Source organism: Vibrio intestinalis (genome assembly GCF_025195085.2).
GTDB classification, from domain to species: domain Bacteria; phylum Pseudomonadota; class Gammaproteobacteria; order Enterobacterales; family Vibrionaceae; genus Vibrio; species Vibrio intestinalis.
Window position 1 is genome coordinate 35,776 of sequence record NZ_JANAVY020000020.1, and the last position, 24,931, is coordinate 60,706.

General features: G+C 45.1%; 24 protein-coding genes. 5 read left to right on the forward strand and 19 right to left on the reverse strand.

Going from position 1 to position 24,931, the window contains the following annotated elements; translation table 11 throughout:
• Positions 1-118: 118 nt before the first annotated feature.
• The gene (locus MU515_RS18290) at positions 119-784 is read left to right on the forward strand and encodes a DUF2982 domain-containing protein (protein WP_260261832.1); all 666 of its coding nucleotides are present in this window, start codon (positions 119-121) and stop codon (positions 782-784) included.
• Between the two features lie 57 nt (positions 785-841).
• Here MU515_RS18290 and MU515_RS18295 read toward each other — a convergent pair whose 3' ends face one another.
• The 15 genes from MU515_RS18295 to MU515_RS18365 all read right to left on the reverse strand — a co-directional run bounded on the left by MU515_RS18295 (position 842) and on the right by MU515_RS18365 (position 16,134).
• Entirely contained in the window at positions 842-1,498 is a 657-nt protein-coding gene (locus tag MU515_RS18295) for an MBL fold metallo-hydrolase (protein WP_260261833.1), read from the reverse strand.
• A gap of 129 nt (positions 1,499-1,627) precedes the next feature.
• The gene (gene mepK, locus MU515_RS18300; RefSeq protein WP_260261836.1) at positions 1,628-2,170 is read right to left on the reverse strand and encodes a peptidoglycan L,D-endopeptidase MepK; all 543 of its coding nucleotides are present in this window, start codon (positions 2,168-2,170) and stop codon (positions 1,628-1,630) included.
• A gap of 206 nt (positions 2,171-2,376) precedes the next feature.
• Positions 2,377-3,918: a L,D-transpeptidase family protein gene (locus tag MU515_RS18305; RefSeq protein ID WP_260261837.1), complete on the reverse strand. Its 1,542-nt coding sequence runs from the start codon at positions 3,916-3,918 to the stop codon at positions 2,377-2,379.
• Positions 3,919-4,051: 133 nt separating this feature from the next.
• A complete protein-coding gene (locus MU515_RS18310; RefSeq protein ID WP_260261838.1) occupies positions 4,052-5,131 on the reverse strand; it encodes a DUF1513 domain-containing protein in 1,080 nt (359 codons plus the stop codon).
• Entirely contained in the window at positions 5,121-6,143 is a 1,023-nt protein-coding gene (locus tag MU515_RS18315) for an imelysin family protein (protein WP_260261839.1), read from the reverse strand. The genes MU515_RS18310 and MU515_RS18315 overlap by 11 nt, the downstream gene beginning before the upstream one ends.
• 9 nt (positions 6,144-6,152) lie before the next feature.
• Positions 6,153-7,580: a di-heme oxidoreductase family protein gene (locus MU515_RS18320; RefSeq protein ID WP_432816160.1), complete on the reverse strand. Its 1,428-nt coding sequence runs from the start codon at positions 7,578-7,580 to the stop codon at positions 6,153-6,155.
• Between the two features lie 155 nt (positions 7,581-7,735).
• Complete coding sequence (locus tag MU515_RS18325) at positions 7,736-8,998, reverse strand: imelysin family protein (protein ID WP_260261841.1); 1,263 nt, start codon at positions 8,996-8,998, stop codon at positions 7,736-7,738.
• A gap of 161 nt (positions 8,999-9,159) precedes the next feature.
• Entirely contained in the window at positions 9,160-9,798 is a 639-nt protein-coding gene (locus tag MU515_RS18330; protein ID WP_279257693.1) for a GTP cyclohydrolase II, read from the reverse strand.
• Between the two features lie 200 nt (positions 9,799-9,998).
• The gene (locus MU515_RS18335; protein WP_260261843.1) at positions 9,999-10,175 is read right to left on the reverse strand and encodes a hypothetical protein; all 177 of its coding nucleotides are present in this window, start codon (positions 10,173-10,175) and stop codon (positions 9,999-10,001) included.
• Between the two features lie 253 nt (positions 10,176-10,428).
• A complete protein-coding gene (locus MU515_RS18340; RefSeq protein WP_260261844.1) occupies positions 10,429-10,902 on the reverse strand; it encodes a DUF2947 domain-containing protein in 474 nt (157 codons plus the stop codon).
• Between the two features lie 13 nt (positions 10,903-10,915).
• Positions 10,916-11,503 (reverse strand): HD domain-containing protein, encoded by a 588-nt coding sequence (locus tag MU515_RS18345; protein WP_260261845.1) that lies wholly within the window; start codon positions 11,501-11,503, stop codon positions 10,916-10,918.
• 2 nt (positions 11,504-11,505) lie between these two features.
• Positions 11,506-12,087 (reverse strand): ribosomal protein S5-alanine N-acetyltransferase, encoded by a 582-nt coding sequence (gene rimJ, locus MU515_RS18350; protein WP_260261846.1) that lies wholly within the window; start codon positions 12,085-12,087, stop codon positions 11,506-11,508.
• Positions 12,087-13,631, reverse strand: coding sequence for a transcriptional regulator TyrR (gene tyrR, locus MU515_RS18355; protein WP_260261847.1), 1,545 nt, complete (start codon positions 13,629-13,631; stop codon positions 12,087-12,089). Before tyrR ends, rimJ begins: the two co-directional genes overlap by 1 nt.
• A 101-nt stretch (positions 13,632-13,732) precedes the next feature.
• Positions 13,733-14,761, reverse strand: coding sequence for a YcjF family protein (locus MU515_RS18360; RefSeq protein WP_260261848.1), 1,029 nt, complete (start codon positions 14,759-14,761; stop codon positions 13,733-13,735).
• Positions 14,758-16,134 (reverse strand): YcjX family GTP-binding protein, encoded by a 1,377-nt coding sequence (locus tag MU515_RS18365; RefSeq protein WP_260261849.1) that lies wholly within the window; start codon positions 16,132-16,134, stop codon positions 14,758-14,760. The genes MU515_RS18360 and MU515_RS18365 overlap by 4 nt, the downstream gene beginning before the upstream one ends.
• 251 nt (positions 16,135-16,385) lie before the next feature.
• On the opposite strand from MU515_RS18365, the gene MU515_RS18370 reads away from it, so the two are divergent.
• Positions 16,386-17,366: a response regulator gene (locus tag MU515_RS18370; protein WP_260261850.1), complete on the forward strand. Its 981-nt coding sequence runs from the start codon at positions 16,386-16,388 to the stop codon at positions 17,364-17,366.
• Complete coding sequence (locus tag MU515_RS18375) at positions 17,363-18,328, forward strand: sensor domain-containing diguanylate cyclase (RefSeq protein WP_260261851.1); 966 nt, start codon at positions 17,363-17,365, stop codon at positions 18,326-18,328. The genes MU515_RS18370 and MU515_RS18375 overlap by 4 nt, the downstream gene beginning before the upstream one ends.
• A 65-nt stretch (positions 18,329-18,393) precedes the next feature.
• Here the strand turns inward: MU515_RS18375 and MU515_RS18380 are convergent, their stop codons facing one another.
• Together MU515_RS18380 and MU515_RS18385 are read right to left on the reverse strand one after the other, a co-directional pair.
• A complete protein-coding gene (locus MU515_RS18380) occupies positions 18,394-18,579 on the reverse strand; it encodes a hypothetical protein (protein WP_260261852.1) in 186 nt (61 codons plus the stop codon).
• Between the two features lie 107 nt (positions 18,580-18,686).
• On the reverse strand, positions 18,687-20,207 hold the full coding sequence (locus MU515_RS18385) for a fumarate hydratase (protein WP_260261853.1): 1,521 nt from the start codon (positions 20,205-20,207) through the stop codon (positions 18,687-18,689).
• A 172-nt stretch (positions 20,208-20,379) separates the two neighbouring features.
• Here MU515_RS18385 and pabB point away from each other — a divergent pair, with 172 nt between their 5' ends.
• Positions 20,380-21,753 (forward strand): aminodeoxychorismate synthase component 1, encoded by a 1,374-nt coding sequence (gene pabB / locus MU515_RS18390; RefSeq protein ID WP_260261863.1) that lies wholly within the window; start codon positions 20,380-20,382, stop codon positions 21,751-21,753.
• Positions 21,754-21,757: 4 nt separating this feature from the next.
• On the opposite strand, the gene MU515_RS18395 is transcribed toward pabB, so the two are convergent.
• Both MU515_RS18395 and MU515_RS18400 read right to left on the reverse strand, forming a co-directional pair.
• The gene (locus tag MU515_RS18395; protein ID WP_260261854.1) at positions 21,758-23,449 is read right to left on the reverse strand and encodes an ATP-binding protein; all 1,692 of its coding nucleotides are present in this window, start codon (positions 23,447-23,449) and stop codon (positions 21,758-21,760) included.
• A 4-nt stretch (positions 23,450-23,453) separates the two neighbouring features.
• Complete coding sequence (locus MU515_RS18400) at positions 23,454-23,996, reverse strand: heme NO-binding domain-containing protein (RefSeq protein WP_260261855.1); 543 nt, start codon at positions 23,994-23,996, stop codon at positions 23,454-23,456.
• 250 nt (positions 23,997-24,246) lie between these two features.
• Between MU515_RS18400 and MU515_RS18405 the strand changes: the two genes are divergently transcribed.
• Positions 24,247-24,843: a CoA pyrophosphatase gene (locus tag MU515_RS18405; protein WP_260261864.1), complete on the forward strand. Its 597-nt coding sequence runs from the start codon at positions 24,247-24,249 to the stop codon at positions 24,841-24,843.
• Positions 24,844-24,931: the final 88 nt, after the last annotated feature.

Consider the following 24,931-nt stretch of genomic DNA (forward strand, 5'->3'; position numbering starts at 1 on the left):
TCTGAGACAAAAACACTCGAACATGTCGTGTAAGTCTAGAATTTAATCAATAATGCTTATGATCGTTTTTACCTATACTGAATATATAACCATAGGTTTATTTGATTAGGCTGAAATTATGCCCACACTGCACCTCATCAACCATCGCTTATTCTCTCACGCAAGGCATTATCGCTGGGCGCTATTTTTCATTGCCGTGTGCTCGGCACTTACCGCTTATTTCGCGAACGACATTCGCCAACTTTTAGTTGGATTGTTTCTGTTATTGGTGCTTTCGTTTTTCGCCTACTGTTTGATACTTAAAAGTACCGTGCGTTACACCCTCACTTCTAGTCATTTTCAACAACACTTCTCAAAAGGCGGTTGGGTAGTTCAGTGGAGCAACATAAGTAAAATTGGCGTTTGCCAATACCAGCAGCAAGGTTGGTATCAATCACTGCCATGGATCGGTATCAAGCTGAAAGACTACTCGCCTTATTTAGATGGCATTTGCCCTCGAGTTGCGACTGAGATTTTACTCGGCCAAAGAGCCTTGCTCTACCTCGGCACTCAACAGAAAAATAACGTCGCTAAATTTGAAGATGTGGTGCTTGATTCACACCCTTACACCGATGAGAACGGCAAGGTTTACACTGGACTACAAGCCATGCTTGCCAATCGAATGAACTACCAACGCAATTACTTTGACTACGACGTGTTTATTTCGACCAGCGATTTAGATAGACCAGCAGATGAATTTGTCGGCCTGACCCGTCGATACTTAGCCGCCAATCAAACCAGATAAATAAGATTTATGGATAACACTGAAAAGTAAAAGGCCGCGAGTGCGGCCTTTAAATATTTAGTAAAGTGGCATTTCATCAGCCACAAACGGATTAGAAGCGCGCTCTCGACCGAATGTCGACTCAGGGCCATGTCCAGGAACAAAGCGAACATCATTACCCAACGGCCAAAGCTTAGTTTTAATTGAATCAATCAGTGTATTGAAATCACCTTTAGGGAAGTCAGTACGACCAATGCTGCCGTTAAACAGAACATCACCAACAAACGCAAGTTTGGCTTCTTCACAGTAAAGCACAACGTGACCTGGTGTGTGACCCGGTGTGTGGTAAACATCCATAGTGACATTACCAAAGGTGACTTTATCCCCTTCATTTAGCCACTGTGTCGGCTCAAACGGAGTCGTTAGAGGAAAACCAAACATTTGGCTTTGACCTTCTAGCCCTTGCAGCCAAAAGTTATCTTCTTTATGCGGGCCGATAATTGGCTTATTTCCAAGTGCGGCAGCTAGAGGCTCTGTTCCGCCAACATGGTCTAAGTGGCCATGAGTTAGAACAAGGCTTTCCACCTCAACACCGAGCTCTTGAATCAACATCGCAAGTTGCTTTTCATCGCCGCCTGGGTCAATCACAATGCCCTTCATGGTTTCATCACACCATACAATTGAGCAATTTTGAGAAAACGAAGTGACTGGCACCACTTGGTACTTAAGAGACATAACGAAACCTTTCCATATAAAAGTCGAATCTGGCAGAACTATGACACGATAGAGATGCAAGCTCAAGAATGGCCATAAAAAACGACGCGGCATTGGCCGCGTCGTTAATCAAATGTTTGAAGGAGAGAATTAAGACCAGTAGCGAACCGGTCCTGTATCAATATGGATAAAGTTACTGCGAGGATAGTAACCAACGCCACCCGCGCTAATTTCACGGGCAATATTGCGAACACGTTTTAGAGATACACCTTCTAAACGGAAATCAATGGCTCGACCTAACATGTGATAGCTCTTCTTCGCCACACCGTTTGATTTTGCACGCAGCGCCTCGTTAGTTGCCGGAGAGCGGTAACCAGAGATGATTTGCACTTCAGAATTAACGCCAAGCTCAGATTGAATAAGAGAGATTTGATCAAAAAGATGCTTATCCATTGGGTGCGTTTCCTCACGTCTAAAATCGCGACACAAATGGTCGAGACGAAACAGTTCGCTTCTTAGGTAATCTTGACCATCGTAGTAACGCGTCTCTAACGCTTCACCAGTATGAATATTATTTAACGCCAGCGAACGAGAAAGATCAGGATAAGATGCCAATGCCACGCTTGGAGCACAACTTGCGACAACTAAACCACTTCCTGCCAACTTAACAAAATTTCTACGCGTAACTTGCACTATAAAACACCTTCACAAATCTGTTTCTACACTGTGTCGTCGAGGACACTACTATAACTCTTGTGATAAGTGCAAATGCATAAACCGTGCTAACTATGCGTCTAAATTTTGTCATTAGCGGTTAATTATTGAACTAATTGATAATTTTCCTTAAATATTCTTTATGCAAAATTTTGGTCAAGATCATGTTTGCCACTTCCTTGCCGCTATAAGCGGTCGAAACTGTACACATCGTCACGATATTGAACAACACCACCTTCTGACCATGCGGTCTGATAGATAATATGCACAGGGATGCGGCGGCGTAAAGGAATGGCTTTATTCGGCTCCCCTTCGGCTTTGGCAATACGCTCAGTATCTAAGCCCTGATTCTCCATTAACAAGGTGGCAAATTTGTCGGCGTGTTTCACACGAATACAGCCAGAGCTAAAGGCTCGGCTCTCTTTGTTAAATAGAGACTTGCTTGGAGTGTCATGCAAATAGATGGCACGTCGATTCGGCGTATTGAACTTGTACAAGCCAAGTGCATTGTAGTTACCAGACATTTGACGCATTCGATAAGGGAAGGCTTCAGGGTTTAGGTGTTGCCAATCAATTTCAGCCGGATCAATCACTTCATCCGACCCCCACTTAGGGATAATGTCGATGTTCTTTTGTTGCAAATAGGCAGAGTCTTGCTTAATTTTTGGAATAATATCCTCCACCATGATTTTCCATGGGATATTCCACGTAGGATTAAGCACAATTGAATCTAAATTAGTATTCATCACTGGCGTTTTGCGAGCTTCACGCCCAACCACGACTCTCGATTCGAAAACAGTTTCACCATCATGCCAATAGGTCATTTCAAACCTTGGCACATTAACTAAGATGATGGTGTCACGTTGCTCTGGCCACATTCGTGCGCGCTCAGCATTCAGCGCTAACGTTGTGTAACGTTGCTTGATAGAGCGATTTATCCACTTGACCGTTTTCGGGCCAATCACACCGTCTGGGTTCAAACCATGCATACGTTGAAATGACTTAATCGCCGGCTCTAAGGTCTCGTCGTAGTAGCCAACAGTACGGTCAACATTGTCTAGATTGATATCGAGTACCGCGAGGCGGGTAAGTAGCGCCTCTCTATTCGGCAGCAAATCCCCTGTGCGGAGCACGCGTTCATGCTGATGGTAAACTGGCAATGGTTCTCCGTGCAGTTTCACCAAGTGCAGATAAGCTTGAATTAGCGCATGGTAGCCATCACCGTCTGGCGTGTAAGCATCAATCAAAGCACCTAACTGCTGGCTTTCAACCGATGCTCGTAAAGCTTGGATAGTTTCTTCACTGGCCTCTGGCAACGGTTGCGTGAGCTGCGCTTCAAAGAACCATTCCATGCCTTTGTGTTTTGCTTGCTCAGCGTAAACCATATACGCCAACATGGTATCGGTCGCTAATAGATCATATTCATACCAACGGTTGCTTTTGCGCAGATACCTTAAATGGTTCAACTTACGGGAGAACAATGGGCTGAAGTTAGCCGCTTGAATCACTTCAAGCTGAAACTCTAGTTGGCTACTTTGCTGTAGGTCGAACCAAACTAAATGTTCGCCATTGTTTTGATAAATGCTTTCAACCACTTCGGTATATTGCATTAATGAAGGGACTTGGCTTTGGTCATTGACCCAACCAATCTGCTCAAAATACGACAATGCCCATGACGGCATGGGCATTAGGATGAGCACTAAAAGTACTGCGTTATTCCGTAACATCTCAACTTTCACTTTCCATCAAACTCTCTCTAGAGTATGGCAGATTTTTATAGCAATAGTGTGACTTGTTATTGAGAATGAAATATCAATCACTTACTTTAATGAAAAACTTAAGTAGCTGATAGATATGTAATTATCCAATGGAAGACCAATGATTGTCCCACTGAATACCTGACTTAATCTCGGTTTTAAACTGTGGTTTTGGCTGAGTGACAACGTTACCTGCCCCTGAGCTAATTCTAAACGCTTGATCTTGCACAACTACGCCCGATGCGTCAGGCAATGGCGCTAATTCCACCAGCCTGCGAGTTTGTTTTGACCAAATACCATAGCAACTACCGCGAGGAGAGGTCGCGAGTATCCAATCTGATGTAGCGGCAATACTCGCGATATAGTGATTAAACCTTGCCCACTGCTCAGGTTCGGCTTCCAGTGATTGCATTTCACCACCTGCCGTATGCATCGCCAATAGCGCTGGGTATTCATCTGGCTCACCGCGATACTGCTGGCCACAAAGCACTGTTTTGCTGCCGTCATGCGCCAAATGACGAATACTTAAATGGTGATCTGGCAGAGAAACTTGATCAACCAACTCACCATTATGATTAACGTAACTTAAGCTTGGCTTCATCTCGCTCAAGTTTAGCGGCTCACGACCATTGGTATGCACACCACCAACACCAATAGCCAAAGTGCTATCAGGCATGATGATCACCTCATGCGGCCCAAGGCCAAAACCTGTGAACTCAGCAATCTTCTTGTAGCCTTTTTGCACATCATAAACACCGATGATACCTCTGCTCGTACCTCGTTCCCCTTCAGTAGCAAACAGCAATGACTGATCGAGTGAGTAGACACCATGACCATAATAGTGGCGCTTGTCTTGGGCTTTATGTAAAGAGACGATTTCTCCGGTGTGATAATCAAACACCATAAAGAACTCGCCCGGACGACGAGCAAAGGCGACTGCATGTCTGTGTTTGGTACTTGTCGCTATGCCATGCCCACGATCGGGCAATGGTAGTTGTCTAATCGGCTTACCATATTGGTCAGCGACCACCACAGAAAATGCATCTCGGCCTCTAATCGCACAGCCAATCAGCGCTTCACTCGCTTGATCTGTTGTCGATGCACAACCAAAAGGTAAAAATGGCGTTGCAGAACCAAATAACGCTGCTTTAAGCAGCGTTCTTCTTGTTTGATTAGTCACCATCTGTTGCGTTAAATCCTATTACTACGCCAAGCTCTATCGCCACTTCTTCATGAATAAGGTAATTGAGCTGTTCAAGTTTGTTGTACTGCGCTAAAACCGTTTGATAGCCCTGTTTGGTCTGAAGTAAATCAAACAGACTCGCTTCGGTTGGCCAAGTTTCTAGGGTGTATTCAAATTGATGAACAATACTGTCGGCTAACTGTTGCTTGCCTCGTGTACGCAGAAGATTATCTAACCCTTCTCCATTGGCAAGGTACAGAGCCTGCATCGCAGCGATGTTCGCTTTGAGGTTCGACATCGACGTTTTTGAACGCCAAGACTCTGCAAAGTAAGGACGTGGTTTACCCACCTTCGCTAATGGCCGACTGAGTTTTTTCATGCTGTAATCAAGCTGATTCGATAACAGCGCAATGTATTCCGAATCCCACCCTTTTTGGTCCAGTTCGAGCCAAGGATTCACTTGCCAACTACTCGCAATGGTGTGTGCGTTGTTGGCTAAGTTCTCACTGATTGCAACAGCGGTATGGCAAGTCGATTGGTTGCTTGCGATATCCGATTGTTTGTCATAAAGCAGCCACTCAATTGAGCCCAAACCTTGCACCGTGACACTCTGCTTAGCAATCTCTTGAGCTTGCCACTGCTTATCTTGCTTTATCAATGCAGACATCTTGCGACCAGTGGTATTCTTTTTGTCCGGCCAAAATTGTACATTCCAACTTTGTGCAAGTGCCGCTTGTGGGCCACGCTCTTGGCCTTGCAACGCCATCCACGACTCCATCGTTGAATGCCAATGCCTCTGCACTGTTTGAACATCGCTATTGCCTTCGCAAAAATCCGTCATGCTTTGCTCAAGTTGACTGGCTTGCACATCAAACTTTTGTGCGGCGTTAAACTCAACCAAGTAAACAGATCGACTGACATGAGAGGTGTCGTCAGCAACAACGGTTTGAGATGTGGTTTGGCAACCAGAAAGCACGGCCAGTGCCAATATAGATAGTGATTGTAGTTTCATCTCTCATCCTTATAACGAATTTAGGAAAGCCACCAAAGCTTCACGTTCTTGCTTATTGAGCTTAAGTACTTTCTGCTTGGCAGGTTCCGCTTCGCCGCCATGCCAAAGCACGGCTTCCATTACGTTACGAGCTCGGCCGTCATGCAAGAAGAAGGTATGGCCGTTGACTTCTTGAGTATAACCAAGCCCCCATAACGGCGGTGTCTTCCACTCTCGCCCAGTAGCCAAATACTCTGGTCGGTTATCCGCTAATCCCTCGCCCATATCATGTAGCAGCAAATCGGTATATGGGTGAATAAGCTGGTTAGAAATAGCAGGTAAGCCTTCACGATGCCCAGTTTTTACATCGGTTTTATGGCAGCTATCACAGCCGATATTTTTAAACAGTTGTTGACCAGCAATTACTTGAGGCTGCTTGGTATTACGTCGAATGGGTACGGCTAAGTGCTGAGAGTAAAACTCTACAAAATCTAAGATATTATCGCTTACTTCTGGCTTACCACCATGAGGCATATCCTGACAGATGCTTTGTTTATCCGTACAGTTCTCAACAGGGAATAGATTGCTTGTTAAGCCTACATCACCATTAAATGCCGCGGCATTTTGCTGCATTAAGGTCGGTTGGCCTGCTTTCCAACCAAAGCGACCAATCGAGAAACCTTTTTTCTCGATATCCCACACTTTGTTTACTTTGCCTGAAATACCGTCGCCATCGGCATCATTCTCATCTGCCCAGCCAAGCAGTGTCTCTTCAGGAATACTTTCCAACAAACCTAGACCAATCATCGGTGGCGCGACACGAGCAGACATCATGGTATCTGGGTGCATCTCACCATAGCCAAGCTGAGTAATGGTTAAATTCGGTTTACGCAAAGTCACTACGCTGCCATCAGAGAAAGTCACAGGTACATCACGATAAGTAATATTGATTTTGCCTTCCGGCTTTTTATCTTGCAGGGCGAAATCTTGTAGTTGGTCGCCATACGTTGGCTCAGGGATTACACCATCTTTTATGTATGCTTTCTTTTGCTCAGGCGTCATGGCTGGCACACTCAAACGCACCAGCATGGAAACGGCGTGTAAATCGCCTTCTTGCGGAGGATGGCCTCGACCATCTTTAATATGACAATTTTGACAGCCATTGGTATTGAATAAAGGGCCTAGGCCATCTCTAGCATCAGTTGACGCCGGAGCTTGTACCCAAGGATTGCGGAAAAAGCTATTGCCAACACTAAAGTCGAGCTGCTTGCTCATTGGTAGGTTTCTAGCAGACAAAGAGAACGCGTTCGCCCCCTCTTTCTTGACCGACGTATTGCCGCCTGATTTTACGTCATTGGCAACAACAGGCAGTGAGCATACCCCAGATGTCAGTAATGCTGTCAGTAATATTGATGAGCGCCTTTTTAAGGCGAAAGAGAAATTCATGTACAACTTCATTCCAGTGATCTCTTAAACATCATCACCCGATGAGTAATTGTTGATTATGTGTGGGCGATGGATAACTTAAACAAAAAAGGGCTCATAAGAGCCCTTTCTATACCTAACCATCTCTATTGATTCGAGATACAGTTAGAGCACTACGTGAAATCGAATTAAAATTCGTGGTCCGCAGTGTCTGGGTTCAGGCTATCAATGCCGATAACACCAGCGGCGCGCTCGATAGAAGCAGTCTGAGCAACCAGCGAAACGATAGTCTTGTTCACTAGCGCATTACCTTGTTCATTGCCCGCTGCGATTAGCTGGTCAAAGTACTGGTTGTTTTTCTCCGCTGCGGTAACAAGCTGACCAACCTGTGCACGAGTGTTGTCAAACTGCTTTTGGATCTCGTCTGCGGCTTTTTGGTCTTTGTTCGCAACTAAATCATAGATGCTTGGGCCTTCAAGCTTAGTACCATCTACCTTGTTGTACGTACCCGTGTAGATGTTGTAGATACCTTGCTCGTTGTAGTAGTGAGAGTTATGCGTGTTATCAGAGAAACAATCGTGCTCATCTTCTGTTGAGTTTGCTTCTAGCGCCACTTTCATACGCTCACCAGCTAGCTCACCTAGAGAAAGAGAGCCCATGCCAAATAGCATCTTACGTAGGCCATTTTCCGCAGAGCCATTTACTAACTCTTGACGGTAGTTACCTTTTTCAGATGCTGACCACTGCTTTTCCATCCACTCTAAGTCTTGGATAAGAAGATCCGCTGCTGCACGCAGGTATTCGCCACGGCGGTCACAGTTACCGTTAGTACACTCAGCACCTACCACGAAGTCAGTGTAAGCACGCTCACCGGCACCTGCATTTGTGCCGTTTAAGTCTTGGCCCCAAAGTAGGAACTCAATCGCGTGGTAACCAGAGGCTACGTTTGCTTCAGAGCCACCAACTTCATTAAGATCAGCAATCAGTTCTGGGGTAATTTTCGCAACATCTAGCTTAGTAGAACCAATCATCAGCTCTTTGTTTGCCACGATGTTTGCTGTTGCGCCCTCGTTACCTAGTTCATATTGGTAATCTGTTGCTACGTAGTCGATAAGACCTTCATCTAACGGCCATGCGTTAAGTTGGCCTTCCCAATCATCAACGATCACGTTACCAAAACGGAAAACTTCAGACTGTTGGTACGGTACACGTGAATCAAGCCATGCTTGCTTTACTTGTTCAAGGTTGGCTGCTGATGGTGCTGCTAGGAAAGATTCGATCGATTGATCAAGGGTTTTAGCAGTAGTTAATGCATCAGCGAATACGGCGTGCGCAAGGTCAGCATAGTGTTCTACTACCTGCTCCTTCGTTACATCTGCTGCAAATACTGTGCTACTTGCTAGTACAAGAGAAGTCGCGATTGAACGCGCTAAGACTGATTTTACCTTCATTGAAAAGTCCTTGTTGAGCTATACGTCACTTTCTTTTTTGAGTGCTAATTATTATCATTTGCACCTTCTGAAAGCGATAATACTTATTTACAATTTATTTTCAAGAAGAATACAAAAAAACCTCATAAAAATGAGGTTTTTATCGTGCTAGAAGGCTACGGTTAGACTTTTAAGTGATGCTTGCCGTGGGATTTCTTGGCCTGCAGATAACTTTCGTTACCCTCTTTAACGTGAGCAAGGGTATTAACAACTTCGGTAATCTCAATGCCGTGTTCTTTCAGTTCTCTTACTTTCTTGGGATTGTTTGTAACAAGCCTGATCTTAGTGACCCCCAAAGCAAGCAGCATTTGCGCTGCCTCAGTAAAATCACGTAGATCATCACCGAAGCCTAAATGGTTGTTGGCTTCGTATGTGTTCATGCCTTGGCTTTGTAAACGGTACGCATCGATTTTGTTGTATAGACCAATACCACGGCCTTCTTGGCGTAAGTAGAGAATGATGCCACCCGCATCACCCATCTTATTGATGGTTTCATCTAACTGCTCTCCACAATCACAACGTGATGAATGGAAAACGTCACCAGTCAAACACTCCGAGTGCATGCGAACCAAAGGTACTGCATCGGTTTGATCTGCTTGTTTGAAGATCACCGCGACGTGCTCTTTATCTGTGTTGAGGCCTTTAAAAGAAAGAATTTCCGCGTCGATGCTGCTATTGATGCCGACTTTAAAATCTACTCTGGCTCGTACTTCCGCCATATTTATACTCACTTGAATCTCGTTTCTTGTTATCGCATTCATCTAAAACGCCTTTCGTGACTAACTATGAGGACTATTACTACAGAATTCAATGGTTAGATCACATTTGTTATAATATAACAATTAAAGTTAAATTCTGTCTATTGGCATCTAAACTCATATATTTGCTTAAAAACGACGCCGCCCCAGCCTATTCTCATAGACTGGGGCGGCAAAAAATTTTCTAGAAAGTTACAGCGCGATTAGTGGGCTTGTTGACGTTGCCATACTGAAAGTTCAACCCAAACATGCTCAAGCTCTTGCAACTCTTCATCGGTCAAAACCGTCAATGTTGGTTTAGTTTGCGGCAAAGTATACGCCTGTAACGAACTGATATGCGTATAAAAATCTTTCTTTAATTGTACTAACAACGATTCCACAGCACTTTCCTACTAACAATCCATTAAAACGTATAATTCGCTTACATACCGTATGCAGCATCTAAGAAAATATGATAACAAATGAGACAGATCGTGCATATTTTAGTTTAAGTTATGGGACAAAAATCACACAAAATATCATTGATTTACAAAAACAATTAAGATCCAGTTTTGGATCTTTTGGATAAAAAAACGGCGAGTGGATCATTTTCATCCACTCGCCGCTCAATTTTATCACTTAGTTGAGACTCACTTAATCGCGTTTGCCCAACTTCACTTGTCCTTCGGAATCGAACCAAAGCGCTTCGTTACGGCGACGGCCAATTAGAATTGGGCCATCATCGTAGAATAAGAAGTTTTTCCAATGCTTTTTGAATATTAGCCACTTGGTTTCAATAACGTTGTATTTTTCATAGCAAAAATAGACAGTTACGTCATCTTGCCAATCCAAGTGTTGTAACACTTCTTCTGGTAAACCTTGCTCGTCATCTTCCCAAGCAGCCATCCAATCAACACTTTGTAGCCAGTTGCTGTCATTACTAGGCCAATCACTGCTGCTTAAACGATCAGCATCAGGGCTTTGAGCACTGATATTTTCTTTCCATAGCTGAGCCGCCCTCGCTTGATCCATTGGCTTGATCGCTGCAAGATCTTGCTCTGGTACAGGCATCGACTGATGAGTGAAAATCCATTTTCTTTGGTATTGTTCCAAAGGTAAGTACGACATCAAAGTTCCTCGATTACGACTTCAACCAGCCCTTATCGCTGGCATCTTGTATCATTTGTTTGGCTTTGTCCCATAATACGGTAGAGCCAAGTTCTATTTTTTGGTTAACGGTCAACGCTTGTTGCTTTGTCACTTGGTGCTCGCGCCAGCTTTGACCGTCATTATGATAGTTAAGTAGCATTGGAATAATTCTATCCAACGCTTTAGCAAATCTTGCGTCCGCGGTTTGAGCGGTTTCAAACTCCAACCAAATCGCCATCAGCTCATCGCCTTGAGACTCAGGCAACAAACCAAATAAACGCTGCGCGGCCGCGAGTTCTTTTTCTTCTTGCTGCTTTGAAGCTACTTGGTCATACACAAACGTATCACCTGCATCAATTTCAACGATATCATGCAGCAATAGCATCTTAACTACGCGCGCAATATCAACCGGCTCATTAGCATGCTCTTCCATAAGAATAGCCATTAGCGCCACATGCCAACTGTGCTCTGCGCTGTTCTCTAGGCGTTTTTCAGCACTTTTTACACGCGTTCTGCGCAAAACCGATTTCAGCTTGTCTAATTCCATTAGCAAGTTGAGCTGTTTTTCTAATCGTTCCATGTTTAACTCGTAGGTTGCCAGTTGGGATTGACCAGTGACGTCAACTTATGGTCTTGCCACTGCCCATTAATAAGTAAGTAATCTTTCGCAAAGCCTTCTTCAACGAAACCCAAACGCTTTAGAACCGCTTCACTAGCTTGATTGTGGGGCATGTAACTGGCCATAATTCTATGCATGTTTTGTTGTTTAAACATGTATTGAGTCGCCAGAGTCAACGAGCGGGTCATAACACCTCGCCCTTGGGCTGTTTTGGCAAGTGAATACCCAACATTACATGCATGAAACGGAAAACGAGCAAGGTTACTGAAAGAGATGGTGCCAAGCATGTCGCCCGATTCTCTATCAATAATCAAAAGATAGAACCCCAAACCCATTTTATGCAGTTCGCTTAGTTTTATCAGTCGCTTCGTCCACCCTGCTTGACTAAAAAACTCCGGCTCGCGCTTTGGCTCCCAAGGTTGCAGGTGACGGCGGTTTTCAATGAAGTACGCACATATCAGCGATGCATCCGTTGGCTCAGCGGTGCGAACAATAATATCCCCATCCACTTCGTACATTTGCTGAGGGGTACTGACTTTAGACATCAAACTTTACGAATCCCGTATTCACGTAGCTTATTGGCTACTGAAGTATGCGAGACATTCAAACGCTTAGCCAGTTTACGGCTCGATGGGAAGTTTTGATAAAGACGCTCCAAAACTTGAGACTCATACTCTTTCATGATCTCATCGAGTGAACCATCAAGATTTAAGCTAACGCCACTACCCATCGCCGTTTCAACTTGAGGTAAGTGGAACAGGTCAATGGTTAGAATATCGCTTTCAAGCTCGGTTAAAGCTCTCAATACCATGTTTTCCAGCTGACGCATATTGCCCGGCCAGTTGTAAGAAGAGAGTTGGTCAATGAGTTCCTCGTTGAGGCGAGGCTTAGCAATACCAAGCTGACTAATGTATTTACTAACAAACAAATCCAGTAGCGGCGCAATATCATTCGCACGGTCACGCAGCGATGGAATATTCAGAGTAAGCACATTCAAACGATAGAACAGGTCTTCACGGAAGATACCTGACTCAGCAAGATCGGCCAAATTGTGACGCGTAGAGGCGATCACACGAACATCCACTTTAACTTCGTGTTCTTCACCAACGCGGCGGAACGTACCATCTTGCAAAAGACGCAGCAGCTTAATCTGTAGATGGGCGCTCATTTCGCCAATTTCATCTAAGAAAACAGTACCACCATTAGCTTGTTCGAAAATGCCTTTATGGCCTTCTTGGTGATTAAATGAGCCTGGAGCATGACCAAAGAGTTCTGTCTCTGCGACGTCATCTGGCATAGAAGCACAGCTCAACACGAGGAAAGGTGCACTCGCTCGGTTTGAGCGGCTATGACACGCACGGGCCAACATCTCTTTACCTGTGCCTGTCTCACCTTGAATCAGCAGCGGCTGTTCCAAATCTGACAGCTTTTTCGCTTGGCTAATCAACGCTTTGTGGCGGTTAGACACGCCAACAAAGTGCTCAAAACCTAAATTGTTGTGTACGGGCAGAGAGTCAGTCGCCAAGCTCTTTTCTTGGGTAGAACGGATAATCATTACCGTACTGGCTAGAATCGACTCGTTCGATTCAGTCGTGATGTAAACTGGCATAATTTCCATCACGTAATCTAAGCCATTGATAACGATATTTTCACGCTGACGAGTAATATTCCCTTCAGCCCACTGGCTGAAGTTAAAGCTCGGAATCAGTTGACTCACTTGGTAAGAGATCACGTCTTGCTCTTCTCGATTGAAAAGGCTCAGCGCAGCGTGGTTCGCCATATCGACGTTGCCTTTAAGGTCAATCGCCAATACAGGTTCAGGAAGGTTGTTCAGTAAAGAAAGCAGTTCAGTGTTATGCCTTTCCATTGGCATAAACTGGATTTTACGCACGTCTTTTACACCAGCGATGCGGCGAATTTCGGCCATTAGCTCGCTGAAGGTATCGAAATCAATATCTGGGCAGTTAAGATAAATGATTCCCGAGACATCGATTTCAATACCGCGTAAATCAATACTTTTTGAAGCAAGTATATCGAGCAACTCGCGGGTTAGGCCGAGTCGATCTTCGCAAAAAACTTCTAAACGCACTGAAATGCTCCAAGATTAAGGTGTCAGAAAAAGTTGACAGTAGTTTCCCCTAAGCCTAGATCCCCGTCAAGCAAAGCGATATTACTTGCTTCACATTCGTGCTATTTGACGCTTATTGCCGCGACTTTCGCTACAATTTGTTTACGAATGGCAGACAGTCTGACCTTGCGGTCGTTGTGCCAAGGCATAGGCCTTAGCAAAGACATTGCTTTCAAGCCTAAACGCGCAGTTAGAATACCCACGCCTAAGCCTTGCCCTGCTCTCGCAGAAACTTTACCCGCTAAGTCCATCGACATCAGATCCATACCCGCATCAATTGCCAGTTCGCTTGCTCCAGCAGCGGCCATATTAATCAAGGTCGATTTGAACAGTTTTAAACGTGACCAATAGCCAAGCTCAATGCCATATACCTGCGCTAAGTTATCGATCATTTTGAAATTGCGCCAAGCCACCAACAACATGTCAGCCACTGCTAGTGGGCTAATCGCCACTAAGGCCGCTGATTCAGTCGCATGTTGTGAGACAATTTTAGTAGCAAGTTTGTCTTGTTCAACAACCACCATCGCATCATACATATCTAGCACTTCAGCATCGCTGTGAGAGTCATTGACCGAGTTTAGCCATCGGTCGTAACTTGGTAACTCAGCTTTAATGCCGCCCTGCTTGGCGAGCGACTGACAAAACGCTTTACCCTGACCAACGCTGTCACTCATCAATAAAGCTTCGCTCTGCTCTTGAACACTAAAGTGATGGCGTAACGTTTTTAGTTTCCATAGCTCTTTACCCATCGCACTTAGCCCAAGACCAGCAAGCAATGAGACAAAGCCAGCCCAACCCAGCGCAAGCCAATCAGCACTCTGAATAGCAGTAATCACTGTATCTATCGCTTGCCATGCAACCAAACCGGCAAAGCTAGTCAGTAGCCCTGCACCTAGCCATTTACGGCCTTTGCTTGGGCGAATAATCTGTTCTAACTGTTGCTCAGCTGGCTGCTCTTGCTCCACTTCAATTGCCGCCGGAACAAACTTGTCTTGCTGCTCGAACTGCTTTTGCGCCGTTAGCTCTGGTTGAGCCATTTCTTCGTTTTCTAACTCTTGGGTGAAGACCTGTTTTTGTTTGTACTGACTCATTTAAGTTTGTCTCCAATTAAGTACTCGAGCGCTTTATCGATTCGAATATGTGGCAAAGGATCATCACGTTCACTTTGCAGTGGTCTAAACGCGGTAAATTCAAATCCATTCTGTTGCCAATATACCGCTTGAGGTAACTTTTTTGGTACCTCACCAGGGAAGACCGTCATCGCTTGCTCATCTAACGTTGTACCCTGTAGCGCAGGCTGCGACTGACCATCATGCGCGATATAGCCCGGTTTAGTCGCTTGAATTGATGCCATGCTCATACAACTCATATCAATATGCTCAAAAGACGCGGTTTGCCACGCTGGATGCACCATTTGTTGAAGCAACGAGACCAAATTAGTGTGCTGATCGGGCGTGACATGATCGGCCTTTGTGGCAGCAAACAAAATCTTATCGATCTTGGGCGAAAACAAACGGCTTAATATTCCCGAACGGCCGTAGCGGAAGCTATGCATGATCTGCTCTAGCGCCGCTCGCATATCATGAAACGAGTCATGACCTGCGTTTAATGGCTGTAAACAATCTACTAATACAATCTGTCGATCAAAGGTTGAGAAGTGATGTTTATAAAACGCTTTCACCACTTTCTGCTGATACTCTTGATAGCGCGCTTTCAACAAGGCTAAATTGCTGTTTGATTGAGGTTTTTTCTCACTATCAAATCGGCATGGAAAAAACTGCAGCACCGGTGCACCCGCAAGCTCGCCCGGTAAAACAAATCTGCCCGGTTGAACCCAATGCAAACCGGCATCCTTACACGCATGCAAATACTCAGTGTATGTCTCAGACAATGTTTGCAGCTGTTTTTCGTCCGCTTCGGCTGAGAGGTCAAGTGTATCAAGCTGCTCTAGCCAAGCTTTAGCCAACTCTGCGCGTTGCCCTTTTAAGGCTGAAAATTGACTCTCACACCACTGCGAAAAATCCATATCAAGCAGTGGCAAGTCCAATAACCACTCGCCCGGATAATCGATGATATCGAGGTGCAAAGTGGAATGGCTGCCCAGTAGCTTTTTGGTTTTCTTGGTCGGTTTGTACTTAACTGCCAAGCGAATTTCACTAACATCACGAGTGGGCTGTGGCCATGCGGGTGTTTCGCCATGCAATTGCGCCATCGCTTCGTCATAAGCAAAACGCGGTACCATCATGTTTGTTTGAGGCTCTCGCTTAGCACCGATAATGCGCTTATCACGTGCAGCAGCAAGCAGCGGTAGCTGACTGTGTGTTGATGTATGAAGTAACTGATTAACCAGCGAAGTAATGAAAGCGGTTTTACCGGCACGAGAAAGCCCCGTCACCGCAATGCGCACATGAGAGTCCATACTACGATGGATGAAATCATTCACTTCTTGTTTAATTCTGTTCATTCAATATCTCGTATTATTAAAGTGATTACGGTCTAATTTAAGCATCTTAGCCCTTTGGTATGAATAATATCCTCAGTAACCTTAATCGAAAATGAATAGCTAGCCGCACCTTCATTCATATTTCCATTATGCCGTAAAATTCCGATGATTAAGAAAGCCTGCGTCTTAAGACCTAATGGGCAGCGTTTAACTAGAGCAACAGGGAATTGCGAGCATGCTTGTGTACCAACGACTATAAGTATGTTAATTCAATGAATATCGTTGTCTGTGATGACTCCAAGATCGCAAGAAAATCAATCATTAAACATATTGATTTATCTTCAAATCTCACCATTTATCAAGCAGAAAATGGCCAAGAAGCATTAGACCTACTTAAAGCACACCCTGTCGACCTAATGTTTCTCGACCTTACCATGCCCGTGTTAGATGGATTCGAAACGTTGGCCGCCCTGCCTGTGAGCAGCCACCCCACCAATATCATTGTGGTGTCCGCCGACATTCAGAGCGAAGCAAAACAGCGCTGTATGAGCCTAGGCGCGAAAGCCTTTTTAGATAAGCCCTTCGCTCCGATGGAGTTGGCGGTTATCTTAGACGATTACCTCGTACCTTCCGCTCAAATGCCTCGGCCTCAAGCTCAAATCGAAAAATCGCTCGATGTTATTGGTTATATCCAAGAAATGAGCAATGTCGCGCTAGGAACAAGCGCTGCATTAATCTCTGAACAACTTGGTCGGTTTATCGAAATGCCCTTACCTAACGTGGCCTCGCTGCATCAGTCTGAATTACGGATGACCATGCAAGACATCGTCAGCAATTCAGATTATCGGGCAATTAGCCAACGCTTTGTCGGCAATGGCATTAGCGGTGAAGCTCTTGTGTGTATTCATGGTGAAGGCTTAGCTGATTTACCCAGCAAAATCGTCGACGATCAACAAAGCTCTATCAACGAGATTATTTTAGACCTATCAAACCTTGTTGTTTCCTCCTTTTTGGTCTCATTTAGTCGTCAATTAGACATTGCCCTTTCACTTCGTCCGCCGATCGTTTTAGAAAAAGAGTTACTGCAAGGCTCGCTGAGCAGTAACCAGTTCTTAGCCAATTATGAGCAAGACATCTTCACCATCGAATTCGTCTTCCATAGTAAAGATTTGAATATTGCCTGCGATGCCATATTCCTGATGGACAGTGAATCACTCAAGGCCATTGCCTCTATTTTGGAGACGCTAATATGAATACCAACGAAATCGGCGATCTACACTGGGCAATGCAAATCTTAAGCGAGTTAGACGCAGGACTCATTGTAATTGATCGTGAGTTCAACGTGTGCGCGTGGAACTCCTTCATGCAGTCTTATAGTGGAATTCGCGCAGACAAAATAATCGGACAACCGCTGTTTGAACGCGTCTCCGACTTACCTGAAAAATGGCTACGCCGTAAAATAGACAGCGTATTCGCACTGAAAAGCCGCAGTTTCTCCTGCTGGGAAGACAGACCATACCTGTTTAAGTTTAAATACTTCAGCCCGCTCTCTAACGGTATGGAGTTAATGCATCAAAACATTAATTTTACACCTTTGACCTCGGTGAACGGCGAAGTCACCCACGTTAGTATCATTCTCAATGATGTTACCGACATCGCTCGCAACAAACTACACTTACTGAATTCCAACCAAAAGCTGTCGGACTTAAGCCGCACTGACGGCCTAACTAAGCTGTTTAACCGTCGCTACTGGGAAAGCTGTTTATTGCATGAGTTCGAGAAATGCCAAGTCTCCGGTATCGTCTCTTCTGTGGTAATTTTTGACATCGACCACTTTAAAAAGATTAACGATAACTACGGTCATACCGTTGGCGATGAAGTAATACGTCAAGCGGCGAAAGAGCTTAAAAAGGCCTCTAGAGCCTCAGACATCAGTGGCCGTTATGGCGGTGAGGAATACACGGTTATTTTACCCGGCACTTGTGCCAACCAAGCGCTCTATTTTGCGGAGAGGCTGCGTAAACGGATTGAGAAATCAGTCGTTGAATATGAAGGGTGCGCAGTAAAATACACGGTCAGCCTTGGGATATGCGAAATATCGACTTATCAAAACAGTCATTTAACTTGGTTAGAGCATGCAGATAAAGCCTTGTACCTCTCTAAACAAACCGGCCGTAATCGCTCGACGGTTTTTGACGCCACACTCATCAAGTAGCGCTGAAAACAAGAAGCCCACAATTCGTTGTGGGCTTTGAGGTTTATTCAGCGATAGAAAACCGCTTAATCATCTTCAATTAGCTTGTAGATAACGAACAGCGCAATCTCTAGAAGTAACAACAGTGAACAACTGATAACGACATATTTTTGATTGAAAATGCTGATACCGTGCAGAATCAAATCGTAGCCGACAAAAAAGCCAACCACTGCAGCGATAAGAATTTGGAGAATTTGAATGAACTTAGGCATTACGCCCTCCCAATGAAAACCTTTCTAATCAGTATATAGATAAAAAGTGCAGCTTTTGCTGCACTTTTGTCAATCGCGAGGTAAATATTTCAATACCTTGTCACAGGTTACTCGGTTTCCATCTCTTGAATCTTTACTTTCCAAGTATCAGGACCAATTTGGTGTGCGTTTGCACCACGAGAGTCAACCGCAACCGTCACTGGCATATCTTCTACGTCAAATTCGTAGATTGCTTCCATACCTAAATCTTCAAACGCAACCACACGCGCTTTCTTGATCGCTTTCGCCACTAGGTATGCAGCGCCGCCTACTGCCATCAAGTAAACCGCTTTATGGTTTTTGATCGATTCAACCGTTGCAGGGCCACGCTCAGCTTTACCAATCATGCCCATGATGCCTGTTTGCTCTAGCATCATATCGGTGAACTTATCCATACGCGTAGAGGTTGTAGGGCCTGCTGGGCCAACAACTTCATCGCCTACCGCATCGACAGGGCCAACGTAGTAAATAAACTTACCTTTAAGATCGACACCTTCTGGTAAACCTTCACCTGACTCAAGCATGCCTTGAATACGTTTATGCGCTGCATCACGACCAGTTAAGATCTTGCCTGATAGCAGTAGCGTTTCACCTGTCTTCCACTCTTGCGCTTCTTCTGCTGTCACCGTATCAAGATTTACGCGACGAGTGCTTTCGCCCGCTTCCCAAGTAATATCTGGCCAATCTTCCAATTTAGGTGGTGTCAGCTCAGCAGGGCCGCTGCCATCAAGGGTGAAGTGCACGTGACGAGTCGCCGCACAGTTTGGAATCATACACACTGGCTTAGACGCCGCATGAGTTGGCGCTGATTTAATTTTAACATCGACAACGGTAGTCAAGCCGCCAAGGCCTTGCGCACCAATACCCAACTTGTTTACGCGATTGAAGATGTCTAAACGCAGCTCTTCTTCCGCATTTTGTGGACCACGCTCGATTAACTCATGGATATCGATGTGTTCCATCAAAGATTCTTTTGCCAGCACCGCTGCTTTTTCAGCCGTACCACCAATACCGATACCTAGCATGCCCGGTGGACACCAACCTGCACCCATCAGAGGTACGGTTTTCTCGACCCATTCAGCAATATCATCAGAAGGGTTTAACATCACCATCTTGGTTTTGTTTTCACTACCGCCGCCTTTTGCCGCGATTTGAATCTCAACTTTATCGCCCGGCACCATGTTGATGTGCACTACCGCTGGCGTATTATCTTTGGTGTTTGCACGTTTACCTGCTGGGTCCATGAGCACTGAAGCGCGTAACGGGTTATCAGGGTTGGTATAGGCTTGACGCACACCTTCATCGATCATTTGCTGAATGGTCATGTCAGTGTCATCCCATTGCACGGCCATGCCGACATTAACGAAACAGGTCACTATTCCGGTATCTTGGCAGATTGGTCGGTGCCCTTCAGCGGACATACGAGAGTTAATCAGAATCTGCGCAATAGCGTCTTTCGCTGCTTGGCTAGCTTCACGTTGATGGGCTTTCTCAAGCGCTTGAACGAAATCAAGCGGGTGATAGTAAGAAATGTATTGAAGTGCGTCAGCAACACTGCTGATCACATCTTGCTTGCGAATTACTGTCATTACTTGCCTCTTTTTTGCTTCCGTGTGTCCCGCGGTAATCGTTTGCTTTTGATAATCTGTTACTACAATTATCAGCCAAATCTCGGTGTAGCGGGGTTTGATACGGATATGATACTCTTGCTTTCCTCAACACGCCATGAAGCGAACGATCTCTTTGTCACAAATTAAACAAATGAACAACAGTCAGCCAAAATGCTTGCAAATCAAGCAGATTAACTACACAAACCACCTCGCCCTTGAGCTTTTTACCCCGATTGAGCAGCAAGATTGGGCCATGTTGTTACGCTCTGCATCAGAGCAACACGTGGATAGCCGCTTCGACATCTTAGTAGCAAAACCCATTGCGACTTTAATTACTCAAGGCGACAAAACTACCGTTCGTAGTGAACAAGAGAATTACCAGTCCAGTGATGACCCTTTTACTCTGATTGAGCGTATACAACAGAAGTATCTGACTGGCATCGATTACCAAGGTGAACTGCCGTTCATTGGCGGTGCACTTGGTTACTTTGCTTACGATCTCGGTAGACGGGTCGAGCACATGCCTAGCGTTGCCAAACATGACCTGTTAAGCGCCGATATGATGGTGGGCATTTATTCGTGGGCTGTGGTGGTTGACCACAAACTACAACAAGCATTTGTCGTGGGCAATGATGTCGAAAACCAATGGCAATGGTTGACTAACCAACCGAGCCCAAGCCGACAAGCGTTTTCACTGGCGTGTGATTGGGCATCAAACATGAGTAAGGCTGAGTACCAAGCTAAATTTAACCAAGTGCAACAATACTTGTTGTCTGGTGATTGCTATCAAATCAACTTAGCTCAGCGTTTTACCGCAGAATATCAAGGCAGTGAATGGGCCGCCTACAATAAGTTAGAGCGTTTCAACCAAGCGCCTTTTTCCGCCTTCATCCGCACGCCACAAGGGGCAATTTTGAGTGTCTCACCTGAGCGCTTCTTACAAGTCAACCAAGGTGAAATAGAGACCAAGCCAATCAAAGGGACACGTCCTCGATTTGAAGATAAAGATGCAGATTTAGCATCGGCAAATGAGCTTGCGAACGCAGAAAAAGATCAAGCAGAGAACCTGATGATTGTCGATTTACTGCGTAACGATGTCGGCCGCGTTGCCAAGCCGGGTTCAGTCAAAGTGCCTAAACTGTTTGATATAGAGAGTTTCCCTGCGGTGCACCACCTTGTCAGCACCATTACAGCCACTTTGGACGAGCAATATCGCCCTGTCGATCTGCTACGAGCGAGCTTTCCCGGCGGTTCAATTACTGGCGCGCCAAAGGTAAGAGCAATGGAGATTATCGAAGAGCTTGAGCCTCATCGCCGCAACGCCTACTGCGGTAGCATTGGTTATATCAGCCGACATGGCCGAATGGATACCAGCATTACCATTCGCACTCTGGTTGCAGAGCAAGGGCAATTGCACGTATGGGCAGGCGGTGGTTTAGTGGCCGATAGTCAATGTGATGCCGAATACCAAGAAACACTCGATAAGCTATGTCGCATTTTGCCTGTACTGGCAGACAAAGCGTAGATACTTACATCCACTTTTGAATCATAGATTTCAGATCTACAGCGGTATAGGGCTTAGTTAAAATATCGTCCATACCGCTTTCTATGCAGCGCTCTCGCTCTTCTAAGGTTGTCCCCGCCGTCAGGGCAATAATCGGTCTTTGGTAATCATGCTCGCGCAAATAAGTGGTTGCCTCAAAGCCATCCATTTCAGGCATACGACAATCCATAAAAATCAGATCGTAGTGACTTTTCTCTGCCGCATGTATCGCCTCTAAACCATTGGTCGCTACATCAGGCTCAATCGAGAGTTTTTTCAGCATCTGTTTGATGATGATTTGGTTCATGCGGATATCGTCCACAACCAAAATGGTTAAACTTTCCAAAGCCTTCGCTGGGCTATTTAGCTCACTTTGATTGGTCGTCGCCTCCACTGATTCAGCCAGTTCTAACGGCAAGCGAACGGTAAAGCTGCTCCCTTCCCCTAACTCACTTTCAAAACCTATACTGCCCTTCATTAATCGAACCAAATTAGAACAAATGGCCAGCCCTAAACCTGTCCCTTCAAAGTTACGCTTTGCGGTTCTGTCCGCTTGCACAAAGGGGTCAAACAACTGAGCTTGTGCCTCTTCAGGAATGCCACACCCTGTATCAGAAACCGTGATTACTAACTGGTCATCTTGCCATTTGGCTAATACTTCCACTTTACCAAACGAGGTAAATTTGATCGCATTGCCGATCAGATTTACCAGCACTTGGCTTAGCCTTTCAAAATCAGCAACAAAAGCGGCAGGAATGTCACCACTCTCCTCGAGTAAAAACGCAATGCGTTTCTCTTGGGCTTTAGGCGAAAAGATACCGTTGAGCATGGCTTTGAGCTCTTGCCAAGTAAACTGACTTGGGAATAACTCCATCATGCCAGCATTCATCTTACTGAAATCAAGCAAGTCATTAATGATATGGCGAAGCATATCGCCCGAATGGGTTAAATTAGACAGTAGATTACGTTGATCACCATTTAAGCTTGTATCTGCTAACAGTTCAGCACTCCCCAATAGGCCATTGAGAGGCGTTCGCAACTCATGATTTATCATCGCGACGAATTCTTTCGTCGAACGCTCTGATTCTTCCGCTCGTTTACGCGCTTGCTGCGTTTTAGTAATCATCATTTGACGGCTGATCGCACTGCAAATCAGCTCGACCACTAGCGTTAACTGGCTTTCGGCAAATTCTGGCTCTACGTCAGTGACCTCAACGCTCAGTTGTCCTACCGCTTTATGTTCCACCTCTAGCGGTAATACCAAACGGGACTCTTGCCAGAATAGATAAGGCTTGATCTGTTTAGGGGTTTCAGCGCGATAATGACCAAACTCACTGCCCAAAACCGTAGTGAGAGTATTGGGCAACAAATAGAGCGAAGGATTCGCCAACACAGAATTGGTTGTTAGCCTCTCAAGAAAACTCGATAGCAAGCCATCATCCAAACTGCGGGACAAAAAGGCACGGCCAAAGTGAATCAGCGCTTCACTAATGTCGCCTTCAAACTCCAGTTTCTTTAAACCTTGTAGGTTTTGCGATTCTAGCTGACCAAGCACCAACTTCAATTGCTGATTGGCTTCATACAACTCAAGGCTTTTTTGCTCCAACAAACTTTCGGCTTGCTTACGAGCCGCGACTTCACGGGCAATTTTACGCTCTAGAAACCCTTTATCTGTCATTGAGTCAGCCTGCTAGGGATAGACGAAATCGTACATGACTATTATCTGAGGATTGTTCATCCATTTCGATGTTCAGGCTTTCACCAAAGTGCTCTGCACACCCTTCAACTAAGCCTAAACAAACATGAGACATGCAACGAGCGCTTCGGTAGTCAAACACCAACTCAGATTCAGTTTCCGAGATAAATTCAAACTTGGGTGGGTTCGCTTCCGCGTAGAGCTTTTTCACCTCAACGTGAATGTAATCCTCTACTAAACGGACGAACTGAAAACTGTTTTTACACTCCGATAAACTGGCACTTTGGGGTAAGGTTGAATAGAGGTTATTGAATACTGATTGGCCAAACACTTTTTGTAGGTCTTCCGGCGAAACACCAGACTCTTTACTTAACTGGACAATCAACTTGACCAAGTCACGATGATCATAACTGCCCACTGAAGTATAAATACCTTCATCACCTGCTTCGGTGAGCACTTTATCTAGCACTTCTAAGCCGAATTTCTCTTCGACTAAGTCCATAAATTCAGTAAAAATGATTCCCTTCACTTGCCCACCTCGCCTGTCTGTTGTTGCACGCTGTGTTTTACTTCTTACACGCTGTGCTTGATATTATGCTTAATATATCTGACTAATTCGTCGTGGAACTGGGTAGTTTGCTTCGCTCCCTCTAATTGCTGTGCGATAGTAAAAACGAGCAACATGACCAATAATTCAGCAACTTAAAGCCTTTGATATATTTCAAAGCATTGTCCAAAAAGCGAGCTTTTTCAAATAAGCGAAGGAAGTTATTGTGGTGATCAAGTACGACAGACAAACCCTAATTCAAAACTACCAACTGAAAAATCCCGTCGCCTATCACGGTGAGACGCTCAAGCGCCTTGGTCACGTAAACCCACAAGCACTTCGAAAAGCCGCTGTTTTGATCGGATTTGTCGAGCACCCTGAAGGACTTAAAGTTCTATTTACAAAACGCGCAGCCCACTTAAAACATCACCCTGGGCAAGTGAGCTTTCCCGGTGGTAAGTTCGAGCTTACTGATGACACGCTGGTGAATACTGCGCTTAGAGAGACCGAAGAAGAAACCGGTATTGAGAGACATTTGATCGAGGTGTTTGGTCAAATGAACCCGCTACCTACGATTAGTCAGTTTGCGGTGACCCCATACTTAGCCTTTATTAAGCCTAACTACCTGAGCAAAATTGACCAAAATGAAGTAGAAGAAGTGTTTGAAGTACCGATCGAGGTCGTTCTTGACCCGCGCCAATTGCACAGCCACCTGTTCGAGATTAACCAACAAAAGCATCGTGTATTTGGGCTCAATTATGGCAAGCATTTCATATGGGGAGTGACGGCTCAGATCATCCAATCATTGCAGCATCATTTACCACACTAATTTATTACCGACACCTACTCTTCGTGCCACTGATAACCTGTACAAATATTAGTTAATTTTATACAGCTAACTAGCAATTTTTACCTCT

What these genes read in the sequence shown, in the direction of transcription:
- MU515_RS18320 (WP_432816160.1), bottom strand. Translation starts at nt 7,580, where the DNA reads ATGAAGTTGTACATGAATTTCTCTTTCGCCTTAAAAAGGCGCTCATCA.
- MU515_RS18365 (WP_260261849.1), bottom strand. Translation starts at nt 16,134, where the DNA reads ATGAACAGAATTAAACAAGAAGTGAATGATTTCATCCATCGTAGTATG.
- MU515_RS18370 (WP_260261850.1), top strand. Translation starts at nt 16,386, where the DNA reads ATGAATATCGTTGTCTGTGATGACTCCAAGATCGCAAGAAAATCAATC.
- MU515_RS18310 (WP_260261838.1), bottom strand. Translation starts at nt 5,131, where the DNA reads ATGGTGACTAATCAAACAAGAAGAACGCTGCTTAAAGCAGCGTTATTT.
- MU515_RS18330 (WP_279257693.1), bottom strand. Translation starts at nt 9,798, where the DNA reads ATGAATGCGATAACAAGAAACGAGATTCAAGTGAGTATAAATATGGCG.
- pabB (WP_260261863.1), top strand. Translation starts at nt 20,380, where the DNA reads ATGAACAACAGTCAGCCAAAATGCTTGCAAATCAAGCAGATTAACTAC.
- MU515_RS18395 (WP_260261854.1), bottom strand. Translation starts at nt 23,449, where the DNA reads ATGACAGATAAAGGGTTTCTAGAGCGTAAAATTGCCCGTGAAGTCGCG.
- rimJ (WP_260261846.1), bottom strand. Translation starts at nt 12,087, where the DNA reads ATGTCTAAAGTCAGTACCCCTCAGCAAATGTACGAAGTGGATGGGGAT.
- MU515_RS18325 (WP_260261841.1), bottom strand. Translation starts at nt 8,998, where the DNA reads ATGAAGGTAAAATCAGTCTTAGCGCGTTCAATCGCGACTTCTCTTGTA.
- MU515_RS18345 (WP_260261845.1), bottom strand. Translation starts at nt 11,503, where the DNA reads ATGGAACGATTAGAAAAACAGCTCAACTTGCTAATGGAATTAGACAAG.
- MU515_RS18380 (WP_260261852.1), bottom strand. Translation starts at nt 18,579, where the DNA reads ATGCCTAAGTTCATTCAAATTCTCCAAATTCTTATCGCTGCAGTGGTT.
- MU515_RS18290 (WP_260261832.1), top strand. Translation starts at nt 119, where the DNA reads ATGCCCACACTGCACCTCATCAACCATCGCTTATTCTCTCACGCAAGG.
- MU515_RS18360 (WP_260261848.1), bottom strand. Translation starts at nt 14,761, where the DNA reads ATGAGTCAGTACAAACAAAAACAGGTCTTCACCCAAGAGTTAGAAAAC.
- MU515_RS18305 (WP_260261837.1), bottom strand. Translation starts at nt 3,918, where the DNA reads ATGTTACGGAATAACGCAGTACTTTTAGTGCTCATCCTAATGCCCATG.
- MU515_RS18375 (WP_260261851.1), top strand. Translation starts at nt 17,363, where the DNA reads ATGAATACCAACGAAATCGGCGATCTACACTGGGCAATGCAAATCTTA.
- MU515_RS18315 (WP_260261839.1), bottom strand. Translation starts at nt 6,143, where the DNA reads ATGAAACTACAATCACTATCTATATTGGCACTGGCCGTGCTTTCTGGT.
- MU515_RS18295 (WP_260261833.1), bottom strand. Translation starts at nt 1,498, where the DNA reads ATGTCTCTTAAGTACCAAGTGGTGCCAGTCACTTCGTTTTCTCAAAAT.
- MU515_RS18340 (WP_260261844.1), bottom strand. Translation starts at nt 10,902, where the DNA reads ATGTCGTACTTACCTTTGGAACAATACCAAAGAAAATGGATTTTCACT.
- MU515_RS18385 (WP_260261853.1), bottom strand. Translation starts at nt 20,207, where the DNA reads ATGACAGTAATTCGCAAGCAAGATGTGATCAGCAGTGTTGCTGACGCA.